The following is a 19,372-nucleotide window of genomic DNA, read 5'->3' on the forward strand; positions in this document are numbered from 1 at the left end:
AATATGAAAACCAAAAGCATCTTTCCCCTGTTCCTATTGGCAGGCACACTTTTGACAGCAGCTTGCGTCACCCCAACGGCCAAACAGGCAGGAAGCAACAGCTTCGAATGGGGGCAAGTACCGCAACAACCGGATTTGTCATGGGCTGACAGTGTAGGAAGCCGGCAAATGCCCGGAAACAATCTTATTTTATCCGCCAATTCTTTTGGCGCAGTAGCAGACAGCACGGTGCTTAGCACAGAGGCTATCCAGAAAGCAATCGACAGTTGTTCCGTCTCCGGTGGAGGCACGGTCACCCTTCAACCGGGATATTATCAGACAGGGGCATTGTTCGTAAAAAGCGGTGTCAACCTGCAACTGGATAAAGGAGTGACTCTACTGGCTAGTCCTCACATTCATCATTATCCCGAATTCCGCTCGCGAATTGCAGGTATTGAGATGACATGGCCCGCGGCAGTAATCAACATTGTCAATGAAAAGAATGCTGCCGTCAGTGGAGAGGGAACGCTGGATTGCCGAGGCAAAGTATTTTGGGATAAATATTGGGAAATGCGGAAAGAATATGAAGCGAAAGGATTACGCTGGATTGTAGATTACGACTGCAAACGTGTACGGGGTATTCTCGTGGAACGCAGTTCGGACATTACCCTCAAAGGATTCACCCTGATGCGGACAGGCTTTTGGGGATGCCAGGTTCTTTATTCCAATTACTGTACCATAGACGGACTGGTCATTAATAATAACTTGGGAGGACACGGTCCCAGCACAGATGGCATCGACATCGACTCGTCTACTAATATTCTGATTGAAAACTGCGACGTCGATTGCAATGATGATAATATTTGTATCAAATCGGGACGCGACGCAGACGGATTGCGTGTCAATCTCCCCACGGAAAATATAGTAATACGCAACTGTATAGCCCGCAAAGGCGCAGGCCTCATCACCTGTGGCAGTGAAACCTCCGGCAGTATACGAAATATATTGGGATACAATCTTCAAGCAGTCGGCACCTCGGCTGTACTACGGTTAAAGAGTGCCATGAACCGCGGAGGAACGATCGAAAACATCTATATGACCGACGTAAAAGCAGAAAACGTCCGCCACGTACTGGCTGCGGATCTAAACTGGAATCCCAGTTATAGTTACAGCGTATTACCTAAAGAGTATGAAGGGAAAGATATTCCGGAACATTGGAGAGTAATGCTGACTCCGGTAACACCACCCGAAAAAGGTTATCCGCACTTCCGCAATGTGTATGTATCGAAAATCAAAGCAGAAAATGTAGATGAATTTATCTCTGCTTCCGGCTGGAATGACTCGTTACGTCTGGAAAATTTCTATCTTTATGCCATCGAAGCGCAGACCAATAAACCGGGAAAAATCTGCTATACAAAAAACTTCAATTTGTCTGAAATAACATTGGATATGAAAGACAAAAACGCTATTGAACTAAAGGAAAATGAACAAAGTAATATCCACTTCAACTATGCTGAAACAACTCCTGACCACCGTACTGCTGGGAATCTTGCTCATTGATGCGCAAGCACAATCCCTGACTCCGCCTGCCGGTACTTTCCGGCTGGGAATATCGAAGGGAAATGAAAGTCACTGGCTGAAGCCTAAAGAAAAAGTAGAAGGGATCCATTTCCAATGGAAAGCCCTGCCCGATAGTCATGGATTTATTCTGGAAGTAGAAGTGACTTCCACATCAAAGGCGGATAAGCTCTTTTGGAGCTTCGGCGATTGCCAGCCGGATTCGGATATCAATGTCTTCAGTGTGGAAGGACAAGCTTTCACTTGCTATTATGGAGAAAGTATGAAATTACGTACTTTACAGGCTGTCACTCCCAGCGATGATATTCGCTTGAGCAACGGACATAAAGATGAAACTCCCCTGATGCTTTACGAATCGGGCAAACGGACCGACCGACCGGTATTGGCCGGACGTTGCAATCTCTCTCCACCCCCCTCTCAAGAAAAGTACACCAAGCCACTCCGACTTTACTTCTGCTTCTACGAACAGAATGAAAAAGCGGATTACAACTATTATATGTTACCGGATATTTTTGCCAAAATCGACAAAAAATGAAAAGAGCTTATTTATTATTCACTCTGTTAATTGGTTGCATCCATATACATGCAGCCATTTATAACGTTAAGGACTTTGGAGCCAAAGCGGATGGAAAAACCATCGATTCTCCTGCTATCAATCGTGCGATTGAAGCAGCTGCAGAAGCGGGAGGAGGTACGGTTTACCTACCAGCCGGAGAATATGCCTGTTATTCTATCCGGTTAAAAAGTAACATTCATTTGTATCTGGAGCAAGGTACGTGTATTCTTGCCGCTTTCCCCGAAAAAGAGGAAGGATACGATAGTGCCGAACCGAATGAACATAACAAATATCAGGATTTCGGACACAGCCATTGGAAGAATTCCTTAATTTGGGGAATCGGGCTGGAGAACATAACGATCAGTGGGCCCGGACTTATCTACGGTAAAGGGCTGACTCGCGAAGAAAGCCGTCTGCCGGGTGTAGGCAATAAAGCTATCAGCTTGAAGGAGTGTAGAAATGTGACTCTGAAAGATTTATCCATGCTACATTGCGGACATTTTGCCCTGTTGGCTACAGGAGTAGATCATCTGACTATTCTGAATCTGAAAGTAGATACAAACCGGGATGGATTCGATATTGATTGTTGCCGGAATGTGCGTATCAGCCAGTGCACGGTGAACTCGCCCTGGGATGATGCCATTGTATTGAAAGCATCCTACGGTTTAGGACGCTTTCAGGATACGGAAAATGTGACGATCAGTGATTGTTATGTAAGTGGTTATGATAAAGGAAGTGTATTGGATGGCACCTGGCAACTGGACGAACCGCAAGCCCCCGATCATGGTTACCGCACCGGACGCATCAAACTGGGAACAGAAAGCAGCGGAGGTTTCCGCAATATTGCGATTACTAATTGTATCTTTGAACATTGCAGGGGACTGGCATTGGAAACGGTAGACGGAGGACATCTGGAAGATATTGTTATCAACAATATAACGATGAGGAATATTGTCAACGCTCCTATCTTTCTCCGGTTAGGCGCACGTATGCGTAGCCCCGAAGGTACGCCTGTAGGCACCATGAAACGTATTCTCATCAGCAACATCAACGTTTGGAATGCCGACAGCCGTTATGCCTCCATCATCAGCGGAGTGCCGGGTGCATGTATTGAGGACGTCACTTTTCGGAATATTCACCTCTATTATAAAGGAGGATATAGCGAAGAGGATGGCAAACGTATTCCGCCCGAACAGGAGAAAGTATATCCCGAGCCCTGGATGTTCGGCACTATTCCCGCTAAAGGGTTTTATATCCGCCATGCACGGAATATTACCTTCGACGGCATCCGCTTCCACTTTGAACAACCGGACGGACGACCGCTTTTTGTAACTGATGACGCAGAAAACATAGAATACTATAATACACCGAAAGAATAATGAATAAAAGACAATTGATAGTTCTTTGCCTGCTCGCCGCAGGTGGAGTAATGCAAGCACAACAATGGCCGAACACTCCGGTGGAAACACGTCCCGGTGCCAGATGGTGGTGGCTGGGAAGTGCCGTAGACGAAAAGAATCTGACGTATAATCTGGAAGAATACGCACGCACCGGAATGGGAGCAGTAGAAATTACTCCTATCTATGGGGTGCAAGGCAATGACGCGAATGAAATTCAGTTTCTTTCTCCCCGCTGGATGGAAATGCTTAAACATACACAGGCGGAAGGAAAACGTACGGGTATCGAGATTGATATGAATACCGGAACCGGATGGCCTTTTGGCGGACCTGAAGTCAGTATCGAAGACGCGGCTACCAAGGCTATCTTCCAGACATACGAAATAGAGGGGGGCAAAGAGATTGAACAAGATATCAATGTGACCGATCCCAAGCAACAACCATTTTCCGTACTAAGCCGGGTGATGGCATACGACGAGAAAGGCAAATGTATCAACCTGACTGCTCACGTCAAAAAAGATAAACTCCAATGGAAAGCGCCTGCCGGCAAATGGAAAGTGATTGCTCTTTACATCGGGAAAACAAGGCAGAAAGTGAAACGGGCAGCTCCGGGAGGAGAAGGCTATGTGATGAATCATCTCTCAAAAAAGGCGGTAAAAAATTATCTTTCCCGCTTTGACCGTGCTTTCAAAAGTAGCAAGACAAGTTATCCACATACTTTCTTCAACGATTCATACGAAGTTTATCAAGCTGACTGGACGGATGATTTCCTGGAACAGTTCGCTCGTAGACGGGGGTATAAACTGGAAGAACATTTCTCCGAGTTTCTGGATGAAAACCGTCCGGAAGTTAGCAGACGTATCGTGTCGGATTACCGGGAAACCATTTCCGACCTCTTATTGGAGAACTTCAGTCATCAATGGACAGACTGGGCACACAAAAACGGTAGTATCACCCGTAATCAAGCACACGGTTCGCCCGGCAATTTGATTGATATCTATGCTTCCGTGGATATTCCCGAATGTGAAGGTTTTGGACTGTCGCAGTTCCATATCGAAGGATTGCGTCAGGACACATTGACCAAAAAGAATGATTCGGACCTGTCTATGCTGAAATATGCCTCCTCGGCAGCTCATATTGCAGGAAAAACGTATACTTCTTCCGAGACATTTACATGGCTGACGGAGCATTTCCGTACTTCCCTATCGCAATGTAAACCGGATATGGATTTGATGTTTGTTTCCGGAGTCAATCACATGTTTTTCCACGGTACTCCTTATTCTCCGAAAGAAGCCGAATGGCCCGGATGGCTGTTCTATGCTTCTATCAATATGAGCCCGACGAACAGTATTTGGCGTGATGCTCCTTCTTTCTTCCATTACATTACCCGCTGTCAGAGTTTTCTGCAAATGGGACGGCCGGATAATGATTTCCTGATTTATCTTCCGGTATATGACATGTGGAACGAGCAACCGGGACGATTGTTACTGTTCACCATCCACCACATGGATAAACTCGCTCCCAAATTTATCAATGCTATCCATCGTATTAATAACAGCGGATATGACGGGGATTATATCTCTGACAACTTTATTCGCAGTACCCGTTTCAAGAACGGCCAGTTAGTTACATCAGGCGGCACTGGTTATAAAGCCCTGGTAGTACCTGCTGCGCACTTGATGCCGAGTGATGTGCTGGCACATCTTTATGAACTAGCCAAGCAAGGAGCTACCATTGTATTCCTCGAAAACTATCCGACAGATGTACCGGGATATGGTCAGCTGGAACAGAAACGAAAAAGTTATCAACAGACTTTGAAGAATCTGCCTGCCGTATCGTTTTCAGAAACAACCGTTACTCCGATTGGGAAAGGTAAGATTATCACCGGAACGGATTATGCACGTACATTAGCCAGTTGCAATATCCCTGCGGAAGAAATGAAAACAAAATTCGGGTTACAGACCATTCGAAGAGTTAATGACACAGGACATCATTACTTCATCTCTTCATTGCAGAACAAAGGAGTAGATGGTTGGATTACTTTAGGTACAAATGCCGAAACAGCCGCTCTCTTTAACCCCATGAACGGAGAATGTGGAGAAGCGAAAGTGCGTCAGGTAGACGGAAAGACACAAGTCTATCTGCAATTAAAATCGGGCGAATCTATCATCCTGCAAACGTACCGACAACCTTTACAAGCATCCAAGCCGTGGAAATATGTAAAAGAACAACCCTTTAGTCTTCGCCTGGACCATGGCTGGAAATTGCACTTTGCTGAAAGCACACCGGATATTCAGGGTACATTTGATATAGACCGTCCATGTTCATGGACAAACATAGATCATCCGGCAGCCCAAACAAATATGGGAACTGGCGTGTATTCTTTGGATATTGAGTTGCCGGCTCTGAAAGCTGATAACTGGATCCTTGACTTGGGAGACGTACGCGAAAGTGCCCGTGTTCGAATCAACGGACAGGAAGCAGGCTGTGTATGGGCAGTACCTTATCAGCTTAAGGTAGGACAATTCCTGAAACCTGGAAAAAACCACATCGAGATAGAAGTCACTAACCTCCCTGCGAATCGGATTGCAGAATTGGACAGACAGGGAGTGCAGTGGCGCAAATTCAAGGAAATCAATATTGTAGATTTAAGATATCGTCCGGCTAATTATGGGCATTGGGCTCCTATGCCTTCCGGTTTGAATAGTGAAGTACGATTGATTCCAGTAGATTTTACACAGGTCACCACAGAGGACACAAAGGACGCAGAGGTGAAAACGGTCCGGATATAAACTAAACAGATGGATCTTCTACTTTATTAGTGAAAGATAATTTCTTTCACTAATAACTTTTATATCTTTCTTTCTAAAAAAAGTGATCGGACTTGCATTCCAGTTTTCGTTTGACTTAAGTTAAGCGATAGTTTGACTTAAGTTATTCTATCGTTTGACTTAAGTCAAACGAAAACTCATTAGGGAATGAAAAAGATATTGTCTTCAAAGAAAACAATTAAATATAGTATAGCGACAGATTATTTCTTGCCAGTGCTACTTTAAATTTCTTACAGCCTGTTCAAGTTGTTTCAATGCCTGTTCCAGCACAGCACGCGGACAAGCGATATTCAGCCGCATAAATCCTTCGCCTTCTTTGCCAAACGTTGTTCCGTCATTCAATGCAAGATGTGCATCTTCTACGAAAAGGCGGTTCAGCTGGTCCTGATTGAGTCCCAACTCACGACAATCCAGGAAAATAAGATAAGAGGCTTGCGGACGAATCATTTTAATGGCGGGAATATGCTCCTTCAAATAAGTTTCCGTGAAGTCTACATTTCCTTTAATATAGCCTACCACTTGATCCAGCCATTCTGTTCCATGACTGTAAGCAGCCGCTACGCTAAGATAAGCAAACAGATGCCCTTCACTGAATTCACTTGCTTCCATATACTTCTGGAAACGGTGACGAAGTTCATCATTTTCAATGATTGCATAAGAACTGGCCAGCCCCGGCATATTGAACGCTTTGCTCGGAGACATAAAGACAAGTGAATTCATCCGTGCTTTTTCCGAAATCAAAGCAAAAGTAGGATGTTTATAAGGAGGTAAGGTCAAGTCGGCATGAATTTCGTCAGAGATCACCAGAGTACCGCTTTCATAACAGATATCAGCTATTTGAGAAAGTTCCTCTTTCGTCCATACGCGTCCACCCGGATTATGAGGATTACTTAAAATCAGCAATTTGCATCCTTGCACATCTTGGCGAAAACGGTCAAAATCAATATAATATTGTTCATCTTTCAATACCAACGGACTGTATACCACTTCACGCTCATTCTTCTGCGTTACCAAAAAGAAAGGATGATAAACAGGAGGCATGACCATTACTTTATCACCTTTTTGCGTAAAACATTGAATAACAAAAGCCAATCCGCGGACAATACCGGGAGTGAAAGTCAACATCTCTTCACGGATCGTCCAGCCATGACGCTCTTTCACCCAATTAACAATAGACTCCGACCATTCTTTGCAAGCAAAAGTATATCCGAGCACTTCATGTTCCAGCCGTTTTCTCAAAGCCTCTATTACAAAAGGAGCCGTACGGAAATCCATATCAGCTACCCACATTGGAATCAAGTCATTGCGTCCCCAACGGCTTTCTACAGCATCCCATTTTACGGAATCTGTACCGTTACGGTTTATTATTTCATCAAAATTATAGTTCATACAGCATGATGTTTTTATGTTATGTGAGACAAAAGTAGTACATTTGTACTCAATTCAAAAAGGAATTTATGACGAAAGCTTTATTTTTTGATATAGACGGAACGCTGGTCAGTTTTAAAACTCACCGTATACCGTCTTCCACCATCGAGGCGTTGGAAGCTGCCCACGCAAAAGGGCTGAAGATATTTATCGCTACCGGACGCCCGAAAGCCATTATCAACAACCTTTCCGAATTACAGGACCGGAACCTTATCGATGGATATATAACCATGAACGGAGCCTATTGTTTTGTCGGTGAACAGGTTATTTATAAAAGTGCCATACCACAGGAAGAAGTGAAAGCAATGGCAGCTTTTTGCGAGAAGAAAGGTGTTCCCTGCATTTTCGTAGAGGAACATCATATTTCTGTCTGCCAACCTGATGATATGGTGAAAAAGATATTCTACGATTTTCTGCATGTGAATGTAATTCCTACTGTATCTTTTGAAGAAGCAACAAGCAAGGAAATTATACAGATGACTCCTTTTATCACAGAGGAAGAAGAAAAAGAAATCCGACCGTCCATCCCTACCTGCGAAATCGGACGCTGGTATCCTGCCTTTGCTGACGTCACGGCTAAAGGAGATACCAAGCAAAAAGGGATTGATGAAATAATCCGTTACTTCGATATTAAACTGGAAGAAACGATGTCATTCGGAGACGGAGGAAACGACATCAGTATGCTTCGCCACGCAGCCATCGGAGTTGCTATGGGACAGGCTAAGGAAGACGTGAAAGCCGCTGCCGATTACGTTACGGCTCCCATTGACGAGGACGGAATAAGTAAGGCAATGAAACATTTCGGAATTATTTAATAATGTGCCGATTTACCAATGCGCCAAAAAAACTATTATCCCGCGATTTCATGACACAACGTATTGGCAAATTAACACATCAACAAATTTGCATATTATTATATTATGAGCGTAGACACTAACAACGCCGAGTTTCAAGATGCACTGGATCTGATTCAATATACCCGTCAATCGGTTTTTCTGACAGGAAAAGCCGGTACGGGAAAATCTACATTCCTGCGTTATGTCTGCGAGCATACCAAGAAAAAGCATGTTGTACTTGCACCGACCGGAATTGCCGCAATCAATGCCGGTGGAAGTACCATGCACAGCTTCTTCAAACTACCTTTTTATCCGTTATTGCCGGATGATCCTAATTTAAGTCTCCAACGTGGCCGTATTCACGAGTTCTTCAAATACACCAAGCCACATCGTAAGTTGCTGGAACAAATAGAACTGGTCATTATCGACGAAATCTCCATGGTACGGGCAGACATCATCGATGCCATCGACCGTATCTTACGAGTTTATTCACATAATCTTCGCGAACCTTTCGGTGGAAAACAACTCTTATTGGTAGGAGACGTCTTCCAACTGGAACCCGTTGTAAAGAACGATGAGCGGGAAATTTTGAACCGCTTCTATCCCACTCCTTACTTTTTCTCTGCCAGAGTGTTCGGACAAATAGACCTCGTCTCTATCGAACTTCAAAAAGTATATCGACAGACAGACCCTGTATTCGTCAGTGTCCTCGACCATATCCGCACCAATACAGCCGGAGCTGCAGACCTGCAACTACTCAACACCCGCTACGGAAGCCAGATTGAAGAATCTGAAGCAGATATGTACATCACACTCGCCACCCGAAGAGATACGGTCGACTCCATTAATGAGAAGAAATTAGCAGAGCTCCCCGGAGAACCCATTACTTTTGAAGGAGTTATCGAAGGAGATTTTCCGGAAAGCAGTCTGCCTACTTCACAAGAGCTTGTACTCAAACCCGGTGCACAAATCATCTTCATCAAAAATGATTTCGATCGCAGATGGGTAAACGGTACGATTGGTGTCATTGCCGGAATTGATGAGGAAGAAGAAACCATCTACGTCATCACCGACGATGGAAAAGAATGTGACGTAAAACTGGAATCATGGCGAAATATCCGCTACCACTACAACGAAAAAACAAAAGAAATAGAAGAAGAAGTATTAGGCAGCTTCACTCAATACCCCATCCGGTTAGCATGGGCCATCACTGTTCATAAAAGCCAGGGACTGACCTTCAGCCGTGTAGTCATCGACTTCACCGGCGGTGTATTTGCCGGAGGACAAGCATACGTAGCACTTAGCCGTTGTACCTCACTGGACGGCATCCAGCTCAAAAAGCCTATTAACCGTGCCGATGTCTTCGTCCGTCCCGAAATCGTCAACTTTGCCGGACGCTTCAACAACCGCCAAGCCATCGACAAAGCCCTGAAACAAGCACAAGCCGATGTACAATATGCCGCTGCTTCACGTGCCTTCGACAAAGGGGATATGGAAGAATGTCTGGAACAGTTTTTCCGTGCCATCCATTCACGCTACGATATTGAGAAACCAGTTCCCCGTCGTTTGATCCGCCGCAAACTCGGCATCATCAATACACTGAAAGAGCAGAACAAGAAACTCAAAGAACAGATGCGCGAACAACAGGAACGTATACGACAATACGCCCACGAGTACCTGTTAATGGGAAACGAATGTATCACCCAAGCCCACGACGTACGTGCCGCCCTTGCCAACTACGACAAAGCCCTTAGCCTCGACCCCAACTACATAGATGCCTGGATAAGAAAAGGAATCACACTCTTCAACAACAAAGAGTACTTCGACGCTGAAAACTGTTTCAACACCGCAGTCAGCCTCCATCCTGCAAACTTTAAAGCAGTCTATAACCGTGGAAAGCTCCGACTAAAAACAGAAAACACAGAAGGCGCCATCGCCGACCTGGACAAAGCCACCAGCCTGAAACCCGAACACGCCGGCGCACACGAACTTTTCGGAGATGCCCTGTTAAAAGCCGGAAAAGAAGTGGAAGCTGCGTTACAATGGAGAATTGCAGAGGAACTGAAGAAAAAGAAGAATCCCTAAAAATTTCTCTTTTATCTCTTATTATCAAAAAGTTTTATTAGTTTTGTTCTTCATTATATCTCAAACTCTTAAAATAGAAGCAAATGAAAAAAGGTTTGAAAATCGCAGCTATCACCGTAGGAGTAATTATCATTCTGATGTTCCTTCTTCCTTTCGCCTTCCAAGGAAAGATAGCCGACATTGTAAAAACAGAAGGCAACAAGATGCTTAACGCACAATTTGACTTTAAGAACCTTAACATTAGTCTGTTCCGCAATTTTCCACAGGCTTCTGTCACTCTCGAAGATTTCTGGCTGAAGGGTACGGGTGAATTTGCCAATGACACCCTTGTACAAGCCGGAGAAGTTACCGCCGCAGTCAACTTATTCTCCCTTTTCGGAGATAGCGGTTACGATATTTCTAAAATATTTATTGAAGACACGAAGTTACATGCCATTATCTTGCCGGACGGACGTGCCAACTGGGATATCATGAAACCGGATACAATAGCAACAGCCGAAACGCCTGCAGAAGAAGAAGCCTCTTCTCCTTTCAAAGTCAAGCTGCAACGCTTTGTCATCAAAAACATGAATCTGATTTATGACGATCAACAAGGAAAGATGTATGCTGATATCCGCGACTTCAACGCTATCTGTGCCGGAGACTTAGGAAGCGAACGTACCACTCTGAAACTGGAAGCGGAAACCAAATCACTCACCTACAAGATGAATGGAATCCCTTTCCTGGCAAATGCCAATATCTCCGCCAAGATGGACGTAGATGCCGACCTTGCCAACAACAAATACACATTGAAAGACAACACTATCCGCCTCAACGCCATTCAGGCAGGCATCGACGGTTGGGTAGCCTTGAAAGACCCGGCTATCGACATGGACTTGAAACTTAACACGAATGATATAGGCTTCAAGGAAATTTTGTCATTAATTCCCGCCATTTACGCCACAGAATTCTCCAGTCTGAAAACAGACGGAACTGCAACGCTTACCGCAACGGCCAAAGGTATCCTGCAAGGAGACACCGTTCCATCATTCAATATTGACATGCAAGTCAAGAATGCCATGTTCCGCTATCCGGCTTTACCGGCAGGAGTAGATCAAATCAACATCAGTGCCAACGTTCAAAATCCCGGAGGAAATATAGACCTGACTACGGTCAACATCCATCCGTTCAGTTTCCGCCTTGCCGGAAATCCGTTTAGCCTGACAGCTACTGTGAAAACGCCGATCAGTGATCCGGATTTTAAAGCAGAAGCGAAAGGAGTACTCAACTTAGGTATGATCAAACAAGTCTACCCGCTTGGAGACATGGAGTTGAACGGTACCATCGACGCCGATATGCAAATGTCGGGACGCCTCTCATCCATCGAAAAAGAAGAATACGAACGTATACAAGCCTCGGGCACTATCGGACTGACGGGCATGAAACTCAAAATGAAAGATATGCCGGATGTAGAAATTAAAAAGTCTCTCTTCACCTTCACTCCGAAATACCTCCAGTTGAGTGAAACAACTGTCAACATCGGAAAAAACGATATCACCGCCGACAGCCGATTTGAAAACTACATCGGTTATGTATTGAAAGGTAGCACATTGAAAGGAAACCTGAATATTCGTTCCAACTACTTCAATCTGAACGACTTCATCACCGCTTCTGCCGATGAAGCCTCCACATCAGAAGCTGCGTCCACCGATTCCGTAGCTACAGCCGCCACAGGTATTGTTGAAGTTCCCCGTAACATCGACTTCCAAATGGACGCTAACCTGAAACAGGTGTTATTCGACAAGATGTCTTTCAACAATATGAATGGCAAACTTGTTGTAAAAGACGGCAAAGTGGATATGAAAAACCTGTCCATGAACACCATGGGTGGTAATGTAGTGATGAACGGCTACTACTCCACCGCCAACGTAAAGAAGCCGGAAATGAAAGCCGGATTCAAACTCTCCAATATTGGTTTTGCGCAAGCTTACAAAGAACTGGATATGGTGCAGAAAATGGCTCCTATCTTCGAAAACCTGAAAGGTAATTTCTCCGGAAGCATCAACGTCCTGACAGATTTGGATGCAGCCATGAGCCCCGTACTGAATACGATGCAGGGTGACGGTAGCCTTTCCACCCGCGACCTTAGTTTAAGCGGAGTAAAAGCAATCGACCAGATAGCCGATGCCGTGAAGCAACCCAGTCTGAAAGACATGAAAGTGAAAGACATGACATTGGATTTCACCATCAAAGACGGCCGCGTAGAAACCAAACCGTTTGATATCAAGATGGGAGACTACACACTGAATCTTTCCGGCAGCACAGGACTCGATCAAACCATCGACTATTCCGGTAAAGTGAAACTGCCCGCATCCGTAGGCAATATCTCTAAGTTAATGACTCTTGACTTGAAAATCGGAGGTTCGTTCACCTCTCCGAAAGTCAGCGTAGATACTAAAAGCATGGCCAACCAAGCTGTCGAAGCCGTAGCCGATGAAGCAATCAGCAAACTCGGACAGAAACTTGGACTGGACTCTGCCGCTACCGCCAACAAAGACTCGATCAAACAAAAAGTTACAGAGAAAGCTGCGGAAAAGGCATTGGATTTCTTAAAAAAGAAACTCAAATAAAAAGAGAAGATAATAACCATTTAACCCCACTCATCCCTCCTCCTTCTTCTTTGCGAAAGGGAAGGGATGAAGCTTTTAATATGCTACTGAAACTATATGATAAAAACAATAACCCGCAGGATTTACAACGAATCATCGATATCCTGAATGACGGCGGACTTATCATCTATCCTACCGATACGATGTACGCCATCGGCTGTCATGGTCTGAAGGAACGTGCCATAGAACGGATATGCCGGATTAAAGAGATAGACCCTCGAAAAAACAATCTGTCCATCATCTGTTATGACTTAAGCAGTATCAGCGAATACGCGAAAGTAGACAATAACGTATTCAAACTGATGAAGCATAATCTTCCGGGACCATTTACCTTTATTTTGAACGGCACCAACCGGTTGCCGAAAATCTTCCGCAACCGGAAAGAAGTAGGTATCCGTATGCCGGACAACAACATCATCCGTGAAATCGCACGCCTGCTGGACGCTCCCATTATGACCACCACACTGCCATACGAAGAGCACGAGGACTTGGAATATATGACTGATCCCGAACTTATAGATGAAAAGTTCGGCGACATCGTCGATCTGGTCATTGACGGCGGTATCGGAGGTATAGAACCTTCAACGGTAGTGAAATGCACGGACAACGAACTGGAAATCGTCCGACAGGGAAAAGGCTGGCTGGAAGAGAATTAATTCCGCTGACAGCTATCCCTAACATACAAAATGGGCTGCAATCAATTCAACACTGATGCAGCCCATTCTCTTTTTATAGAATCAGTTTTATGCTTACTTGATCAAAGATTCCGGATCTAAATGAGCAGACTCGATATCTTTGAAGTAACGGTAAGTACCTACTTTCAATTCCGCCGTAGCAGCATCATCACAAACAATAATACCTTTTTCATGCATTTGCAATGCACTGATTGTCCACATCTGTGTGATAGCACCTTCTACTGCATGATACAAAGCACGAGCTTTGTTATGACCGTTTACAATAATCATCACTTCTTTTGCAGAAAGCACAGTACCCACTCCCACTGTCAAAGAAGTCTTAGGAACTTTGTTGATGTCATTATCGAAGAAACGGGAATTAGCAATGATGGTATCCATTGTCAATGTTTTCTGACGAGTACGTGAAGTCAATGAAGATCCCGGTTCGTTGAACGCAATATGCCCGTCAGGACCGATACCGCCCATGAACAGGTCGATGCCGCCGTATGACTTGATCTTTTCTTCATAACGTGCACACTCTGCATCCAAATCCGGAGCATTACCATTCAGAATATTCGTATTCTCCGGTTTGATGTCGATATGACCGAAAAAGTTATTCCACATGAAAGAATAATAGCTTTCCGGATGTTCTTTTGGCAATCCTACATATTCGTCCATGTTGAATGTTACCACATTCTGGAAGGAAACGATTCCTTTCTTATTCAGGTCGATCAAAGCTTTATACATACCCAGAGGAGAAGATCCGGTGGGGCAGCCCAATACAAATGGTTTTTCGGGGGTTGGATTGGCAGCTTTTATTTTAGCAGCAACATAATGTGCAGCCCACAGAGATACGGACTGATAGTCCGGCTGAATAATAAGTCTCATAAGTCGATTGTTTTATAGGTTAGTTAATAAATTATTATCTCATTCACAGTTTTAACGATCTTTCTTCAAACGATCCGCCATGGCACGTGCCAGATTTTCGCATTGAGTATAAGTCAGGTCTTTCATTGCCTGTTTCATCTCCACCGGATCACCGACCAATTCGAATTTGCTCTTTTCCGCAAACTCTGCCAGACGTTTCACAGCAGCACCTGCCCATGTGAAAGAACCGAAGTAACCCAAATAGCGTCCCTTCACCTCACGCAACAGAATCTTTGAGAGCAGCGCTTCCACTTCCGGGAATATCTGATTACTATAAGTGGGAGAACCGATAATCAATCCCTTGTAACGGAAAATATCCGCTATAATATAAGAAGGATGGCTCTTTGTCACATTATGCATGACGATGTTCTTAACACCCTGTGCCGAAAGCTCTTCTGCAATAGCTTCCGCCATTTGCTCCGTATTTCCATACATGCTTCCATAAGCAATAACAACACCTTCGTCTGCATCATAACGACTCAAACGGTCATAGATACCAATTACCTTGGCAATATTCTCTGTCCATACCGGTCCATGTGTAGAACAAATGGCAGAAATAGGTAGTCCGCCCAATTTTTGCAAAGCTTTTTGCACAGGACTTCCGTATTTGCCTACGATGTTAGAGTAGTAACGAACCATTTCCCCCCAATACTTATCCACATTGATCCGCGTATCCAGGAATCCGCCATCTACAGTGCCAAAGCATCCGAATCCGTCGCCGGAGAAAAGAACGCCGTCCGTTTCATCAAAAGTCATCATCGTTTCCGGCCAATGCACCATCGGAGTCATATAAAAACGCAGTTTATGATGTCCCAAAGCTAAGAAATCACCTTCCTTTACCAGATACTGTTCGCCGGTTACACCGTAGAACCCTTCAATCATACCGAATGTCTGCTTGTTACCTACGATAATAATTTCCGGATAATGTTGCTTAATCAGTCGGATAGATCCCGAATGATCCGGTTCCATGTGGTTTATAATCAAATAATTAATGGGACGTTCTCCAATCACTTGCTTGATCTTACGCAAGTAGACTTCAAAATAACAAATATCTACCGTATCCACCAATGCCACCATTTCATCATCAATCAGATAAGAGTTATATGAAACTCCATAGGGCAATGGCCACATCCCTTCAAATCTGTGCTTGTTACGGTCATTCACTCCCACATAGTGGACATTTCCTTTAATTCTTGTTTTATGTTCCATTCTTCAAATCCATTTATATTTCTTCCACCATCTATATTCCGCTCAAACAGCTATTTATTCAGTGGTAAGTTTATCGTCTGCAAAAATAATCCTTTTTTCCGAATCCCTATACTTCTTACCTTGATAAGCACCTCTTTCTTTCATTCTTTTTTGTAAACGCGCTACAAATTCATAATTTTTCAATCCCCAGTCCGGAGCTATTAATAAATCTTTAGGAGATTGGGAAACAAAACGCTCCACAACGATATCGGGACGGAGATGTTCTACATAATCAATCACCAGATCAATGTATTCCTCCACCTCGTTAAACAAATAAAAACCATCAGGAGCTTCATCATACTCATGCGCCATTCGTGTACCACGAATCAATTGTAACTGATGGATCTTGAGTGTAGCTAAAGGCAGGCCGGAAAGGATTTCCGCTTGTGCCACCATCGTATCATGCGTTTCTCCCGGAAGTCCGAGGATGATATGTCCGCCTGTCAGGATGCCACAGGCGGCTGTCCGCCGGACGGCTGCCACCGTATCGGCATAAGTATGCCCCCGGTTTATGCGTTTTAAGGTTTCGTCACAAGTGCTCTCGATCCCATATTCAACCATAAGGAAAGTGTGTTTGTTCAATTCTTCCAAGTAACGCAACAAACTCTCCGGCATACAATCGGGGCGTGTACCTATCACCAGTCCGACCACCCCGTCTACCGTCAACGCTTCTTCATATTTACGCTTCAATCCTTCCAGTTCGGCATACGTATTGGTATAGGCCTGAAAGTAAGCCAAATATTTCATTTCCGGATATTTATGGGCAAAAAAGCATTTCCCTTCTTCCAATTGGGTAGTGATAGACTTCTCTGTCCGGCAGTAATCCGGATTAAAAGTCTGGTTATTGCAATATGTACATCCGCCCCATCCTTTTGTTCCGTCACGATTAGGACAAGTGAAACCTGCGTTCAATGAAATCTTTTGTACCTTGTAAGGAAAATATTTCCGCAAAAAAGTAGGAAAATCATTATATAATAGCTGTGTAGACATGTTCATTCACTTCTTTCTTTATTTTACCTACAAACATAAGCAAAATCAGCGAGTTATGGAAAGTTGACACAAAATATCTTCAATATATTAAAAATTTCATAAATTCCATAAGATAAATTAATAAACATTGCTATTCAAAAAACTATTTAATTAGCTTTGTAATGATTTTAGGCATTGGCAGGAGGATACTTGTGAAAGTCTTGTGCAATTATTCCCCAATTATGATTTCATCTCACCATACCCCATGCAACTCTTGTCAATAAAATTATCCTCTTTATATTCTGAATAAGATTATAAAGAGGATTTTTTTAACGAATATTATTCATTTCACTTTTCCAAAACAAAGAAGCGAGATCAACATTATTACCCAACCGATCTGCTAGATGAAACATTTATAACAGGGCTGTAGTGATAGTATATTACAAAATCAGAATAAACAGATTTTATATCCCCAACCGTTCTTTCAGCAACCGGTAGCCGGAAAGGCTAACCCGAAGTTTCACTCCATTCTTCAATAATAACTGATAGGTTTCTTTTCCGAAAAGCTCGACCCGGGAAATCTGCGTAACATTCACAATCGTAGAACGATGCACCCGAACAAATGTATCCGGAGAGAGATGAGTTTCAAAATACTTCATAGTCTGCTCTTTCAGGTATTCGCCTGTGGGGGTTATCAGCATCACATAATCTCCACATGCTTGTATGTAAATCAATTCGTCTGCCTTCACCAAATGAATCCGGGAGCCGTCTTTCACTGTAATACGATCTATCCATTCTATGGGTGATTCTTCCTGCTGTTCAGCCACATTCACCTGATGTACAGCCAGTTCTTTTTCCAGTTCCTGATTTTGTACTTCTTCTTTTGTGACTATCAAGCGGTACCATAGAGTAATAGCAATTAAAACCGGTAGTCCGAACAATAACCGGAAAGGGATTGTCTGCGCAAAAGGAACATAGGACACTCCTACAATTCTCACCATTATGTCACAGACCATAAAACTTCCTGCCAGCCAAAGCAGACTTCCAACGATAATCATAATTACATCCGTCTGGAACAACGAGACAAGACCGACCACAAACCATGCCAGATAGGCGATAGCCGCCAACCAACCGATCGTTACTATTCCATCTACCAAAGCGGGAAGATAATCGTTTCCGGTGTATCCACAGACTAAAGCTACTTGGAATACAACCAGAATCAATGCCAGCACCAGCATCGGAATCCAACGAAAAGGAGATTCTATAATCGGATGTGCTTTCATACGCTAGTCTTTAACCTCCAAGCCTCCGAAAGAAAGTGTTCCCCGAATTACTAATACACTCTCCTTATTTATATTTCCATTCTGCCAACGTTTATCATCACATCCTCCAAAGAAAGCATTGCATTTAAACACGACTTTCCAGTCAGAAGGGACATATATCTCAACTCCTCCCCAACTGCAATCCAAATCTATGTATGTTTCTCCGGGTGCAATATGGGTATGGCGCAAATCAATCGTCGTTCCTCCGAAAGATGTGCGAATGACAGCTCCTTTAAACAATTCGTCAAGCACCACGTGACGGGCAGCTCCCCAAACATTTTCGGCACGCAGAAAACCATCTACTGACTCTGACTGCTGTTGTTCACTTTCAAAGTTCATGCCGGGTTGTCCCTGATGCATCTTCATCCACTTCTGACGGTGCTGCATGGCATGATGGTGCGCCCAGTGCCCCCGCCTGTTCTTGCCGGATTTAAAAAAGAATAAGACACCTGCTGTTATCAGAGCGATAGGCCATACCATTGCCTGCGAATTTTCAGGCAACCATGAAAGCCCTCCAATCAAAAAATACACACCTATCAACAAAAGGATGATTCCACCGATGAAATGGCGGCGAATTATAGAATATATACCTAATATAATAAGGAGTGAATGCCAGGATACGATCATATCGAAGACTTCAGATGTAATCCATCCCATATTACGGGCAAACAGCAGAATCCCGGAAAGGATAAAAAGCGAAGCTATCAGTGTTTTACCGGAAAAGCCTGTAGCAGTGGGAAATTTTTGTTTCTCTTCCATTGTCTCTATTACTAATTGATTAATGGTTCAAAGATACATCATTTCTCACTGCTTCTACAGCCTTTTCTGTTGATTTCCGGTATAAATTCCGATGAATGCCGGATAAAAACCGGTGAAACTGACTATAAAGTATCT

14 protein-coding genes are annotated in these 19,372 nt (G+C 43.8%); 8 read left to right on the top strand and 6 right to left on the bottom strand.

The features are described 5' to 3' along the window. The first annotated feature begins 3 nt into the window (after positions 1-3). The 4 genes from DW173_RS10710 to DW173_RS10725 are packed head-to-tail and all read left to right on the top strand — an operon-like array spanning position 4 to position 6,302. Positions 4-1,539: a glycoside hydrolase family 28 protein gene (locus DW173_RS10710; protein WP_118220127.1), complete on the top strand. Its 1,536-nt coding sequence runs from the start codon at positions 4-6 to the stop codon at positions 1,537-1,539. Then, positions 1,490-2,092, top strand: coding sequence for a DUF4450 domain-containing protein (locus DW173_RS10715; protein ID WP_049701936.1), 603 nt, complete (start codon positions 1,490-1,492; stop codon positions 2,090-2,092). The genes DW173_RS10710 and DW173_RS10715 overlap by 50 nt, the downstream gene beginning before the upstream one ends. Continuing rightward, positions 2,089-3,492 carry a glycoside hydrolase family 28 protein gene (locus DW173_RS10720; protein ID WP_049701935.1) on the top strand — a complete coding sequence of 468 codons (1,404 nt, stop codon included), beginning with the start codon at positions 2,089-2,091 and terminating at the stop codon, positions 3,490-3,492. The genes DW173_RS10715 and DW173_RS10720 overlap by 4 nt, the downstream gene beginning before the upstream one ends. Next, positions 3,492-6,302: a glycosyl hydrolase gene (locus tag DW173_RS10725; RefSeq protein ID WP_049701934.1), complete on the top strand. Its 2,811-nt coding sequence runs from the start codon at positions 3,492-3,494 to the stop codon at positions 6,300-6,302. The genes DW173_RS10720 and DW173_RS10725 overlap by 1 nt, the downstream gene beginning before the upstream one ends. Positions 6,303-6,557: 255 nt before the next feature. On the opposite strand, the gene DW173_RS10730 is transcribed toward DW173_RS10725, so the two are convergent. Beyond that, the gene (locus DW173_RS10730; protein ID WP_049701933.1) at positions 6,558-7,730 is read right to left on the bottom strand and encodes a MalY/PatB family protein; all 1,173 of its coding nucleotides are present in this window, start codon (positions 7,728-7,730) and stop codon (positions 6,558-6,560) included. Between the two features lie 68 nt (positions 7,731-7,798). Between DW173_RS10730 and DW173_RS10735 the strand changes: the two genes are divergently transcribed. The 4 genes from DW173_RS10735 to DW173_RS10750 all read left to right on the top strand — a co-directional run bounded on the left by DW173_RS10735 (position 7,799) and on the right by DW173_RS10750 (position 13,994). Beyond that, positions 7,799-8,584: a Cof-type HAD-IIB family hydrolase gene (locus DW173_RS10735; RefSeq protein WP_049701932.1), complete on the top strand. Its 786-nt coding sequence runs from the start codon at positions 7,799-7,801 to the stop codon at positions 8,582-8,584. Positions 8,585-8,689: 105 nt separating this feature from the next. Beyond that, positions 8,690-10,690 (top strand): tetratricopeptide repeat protein, encoded by a 2,001-nt coding sequence (locus DW173_RS10740; protein WP_120144436.1) that lies wholly within the window; start codon positions 8,690-8,692, stop codon positions 10,688-10,690. A gap of 83 nt (positions 10,691-10,773) precedes the next feature. Further along, a complete protein-coding gene (locus DW173_RS10745; RefSeq protein WP_120144437.1) occupies positions 10,774-13,299 on the top strand; it encodes an AsmA-like C-terminal region-containing protein in 2,526 nt (841 codons plus the stop codon). Positions 13,300-13,379: 80 nt separating this feature from the next. Next, the gene (locus tag DW173_RS10750; protein ID WP_015532391.1) at positions 13,380-13,994 is read left to right on the top strand and encodes an L-threonylcarbamoyladenylate synthase; all 615 of its coding nucleotides are present in this window, start codon (positions 13,380-13,382) and stop codon (positions 13,992-13,994) included. Positions 13,995-14,087: 93 nt separating this feature from the next. Here DW173_RS10750 and nagB read toward each other — a convergent pair whose 3' ends face one another. The 5 genes from nagB to DW173_RS10775 form a co-directional block, all read right to left on the bottom strand. Then, positions 14,088-14,900: a glucosamine-6-phosphate deaminase gene (nagB, locus tag DW173_RS10755; protein WP_004301540.1), complete on the bottom strand. Its 813-nt coding sequence runs from the start codon at positions 14,898-14,900 to the stop codon at positions 14,088-14,090. A 51-nt stretch (positions 14,901-14,951) separates the two neighbouring features. Beyond that, a complete protein-coding gene (locus DW173_RS10760) occupies positions 14,952-16,148 on the bottom strand; it encodes an FprA family A-type flavoprotein (RefSeq protein WP_008020770.1) in 1,197 nt (398 codons plus the stop codon). Positions 16,149-16,202: 54 nt separating this feature from the next. Beyond that, complete coding sequence (locus tag DW173_RS10765) at positions 16,203-17,183, bottom strand: TIGR01212 family radical SAM protein (RefSeq protein ID WP_178286503.1); 981 nt, start codon at positions 17,181-17,183, stop codon at positions 16,203-16,205. A gap of 437 nt (positions 17,184-17,620) precedes the next feature. Next, a complete protein-coding gene (locus DW173_RS10770) occupies positions 17,621-18,439 on the bottom strand; it encodes a LytTR family DNA-binding domain-containing protein (protein ID WP_009039071.1) in 819 nt (272 codons plus the stop codon). Between the two features lie 3 nt (positions 18,440-18,442). After that, the gene (locus tag DW173_RS10775; RefSeq protein WP_120144438.1) at positions 18,443-19,237 is read right to left on the bottom strand and encodes a LiaF transmembrane domain-containing protein; all 795 of its coding nucleotides are present in this window, start codon (positions 19,235-19,237) and stop codon (positions 18,443-18,445) included. Between the last annotated feature and the right edge of the window lie 135 nt (positions 19,238-19,372).

Origin of the sequence: Bacteroides sp. AM16-13, from assembly GCF_003602705.1 — a bacterium.
Lineage (GTDB): Bacteria > Bacteroidota > Bacteroidia > Bacteroidales > Bacteroidaceae > Bacteroides > Bacteroides xylanisolvens.

Excerpts from the sequence above, each read along its gene's own strand:
- DW173_RS10710 (WP_118220127.1), top strand. The coding sequence starts at position 4 with ATGAAAACCAAAAGCATCTTTCCCCTGTTCCTATTGGCAGGCACACTT.
- DW173_RS10715 (WP_049701936.1), top strand. The coding sequence starts at position 1,490 with ATGCTGAAACAACTCCTGACCACCGTACTGCTGGGAATCTTGCTCATT.
- DW173_RS10720 (WP_049701935.1), top strand. The coding sequence starts at position 2,089 with ATGAAAAGAGCTTATTTATTATTCACTCTGTTAATTGGTTGCATCCAT.
- DW173_RS10725 (WP_049701934.1), top strand. The coding sequence starts at position 3,492 with ATGAATAAAAGACAATTGATAGTTCTTTGCCTGCTCGCCGCAGGTGGA.
- DW173_RS10730 (WP_049701933.1), bottom strand. The coding sequence starts at position 7,730 with ATGAACTATAATTTTGATGAAATAATAAACCGTAACGGTACAGATTCC.
- DW173_RS10735 (WP_049701932.1), top strand. The coding sequence starts at position 7,799 with ATGACGAAAGCTTTATTTTTTGATATAGACGGAACGCTGGTCAGTTTT.
- DW173_RS10740 (WP_120144436.1), top strand. The coding sequence starts at position 8,690 with ATGAGCGTAGACACTAACAACGCCGAGTTTCAAGATGCACTGGATCTG.
- DW173_RS10745 (WP_120144437.1), top strand. The coding sequence starts at position 10,774 with ATGAAAAAAGGTTTGAAAATCGCAGCTATCACCGTAGGAGTAATTATC.
- DW173_RS10750 (WP_015532391.1), top strand. The coding sequence starts at position 13,380 with ATGCTACTGAAACTATATGATAAAAACAATAACCCGCAGGATTTACAA.
- nagB (WP_004301540.1), bottom strand. The coding sequence starts at position 14,900 with ATGAGACTTATTATTCAGCCGGACTATCAGTCCGTATCTCTGTGGGCT.
- DW173_RS10760 (WP_008020770.1), bottom strand. The coding sequence starts at position 16,148 with ATGGAACATAAAACAAGAATTAAAGGAAATGTCCACTATGTGGGAGTG.
- DW173_RS10765 (WP_178286503.1), bottom strand. The coding sequence starts at position 17,183 with ATGAACATGTCTACACAGCTATTATATAATGATTTTCCTACTTTTTTG.
- DW173_RS10770 (WP_009039071.1), bottom strand. The coding sequence starts at position 18,439 with ATGAAAGCACATCCGATTATAGAATCTCCTTTTCGTTGGATTCCGATG.
- DW173_RS10775 (WP_120144438.1), bottom strand. The coding sequence starts at position 19,237 with ATGGAAGAGAAACAAAAATTTCCCACTGCTACAGGCTTTTCCGGTAAA.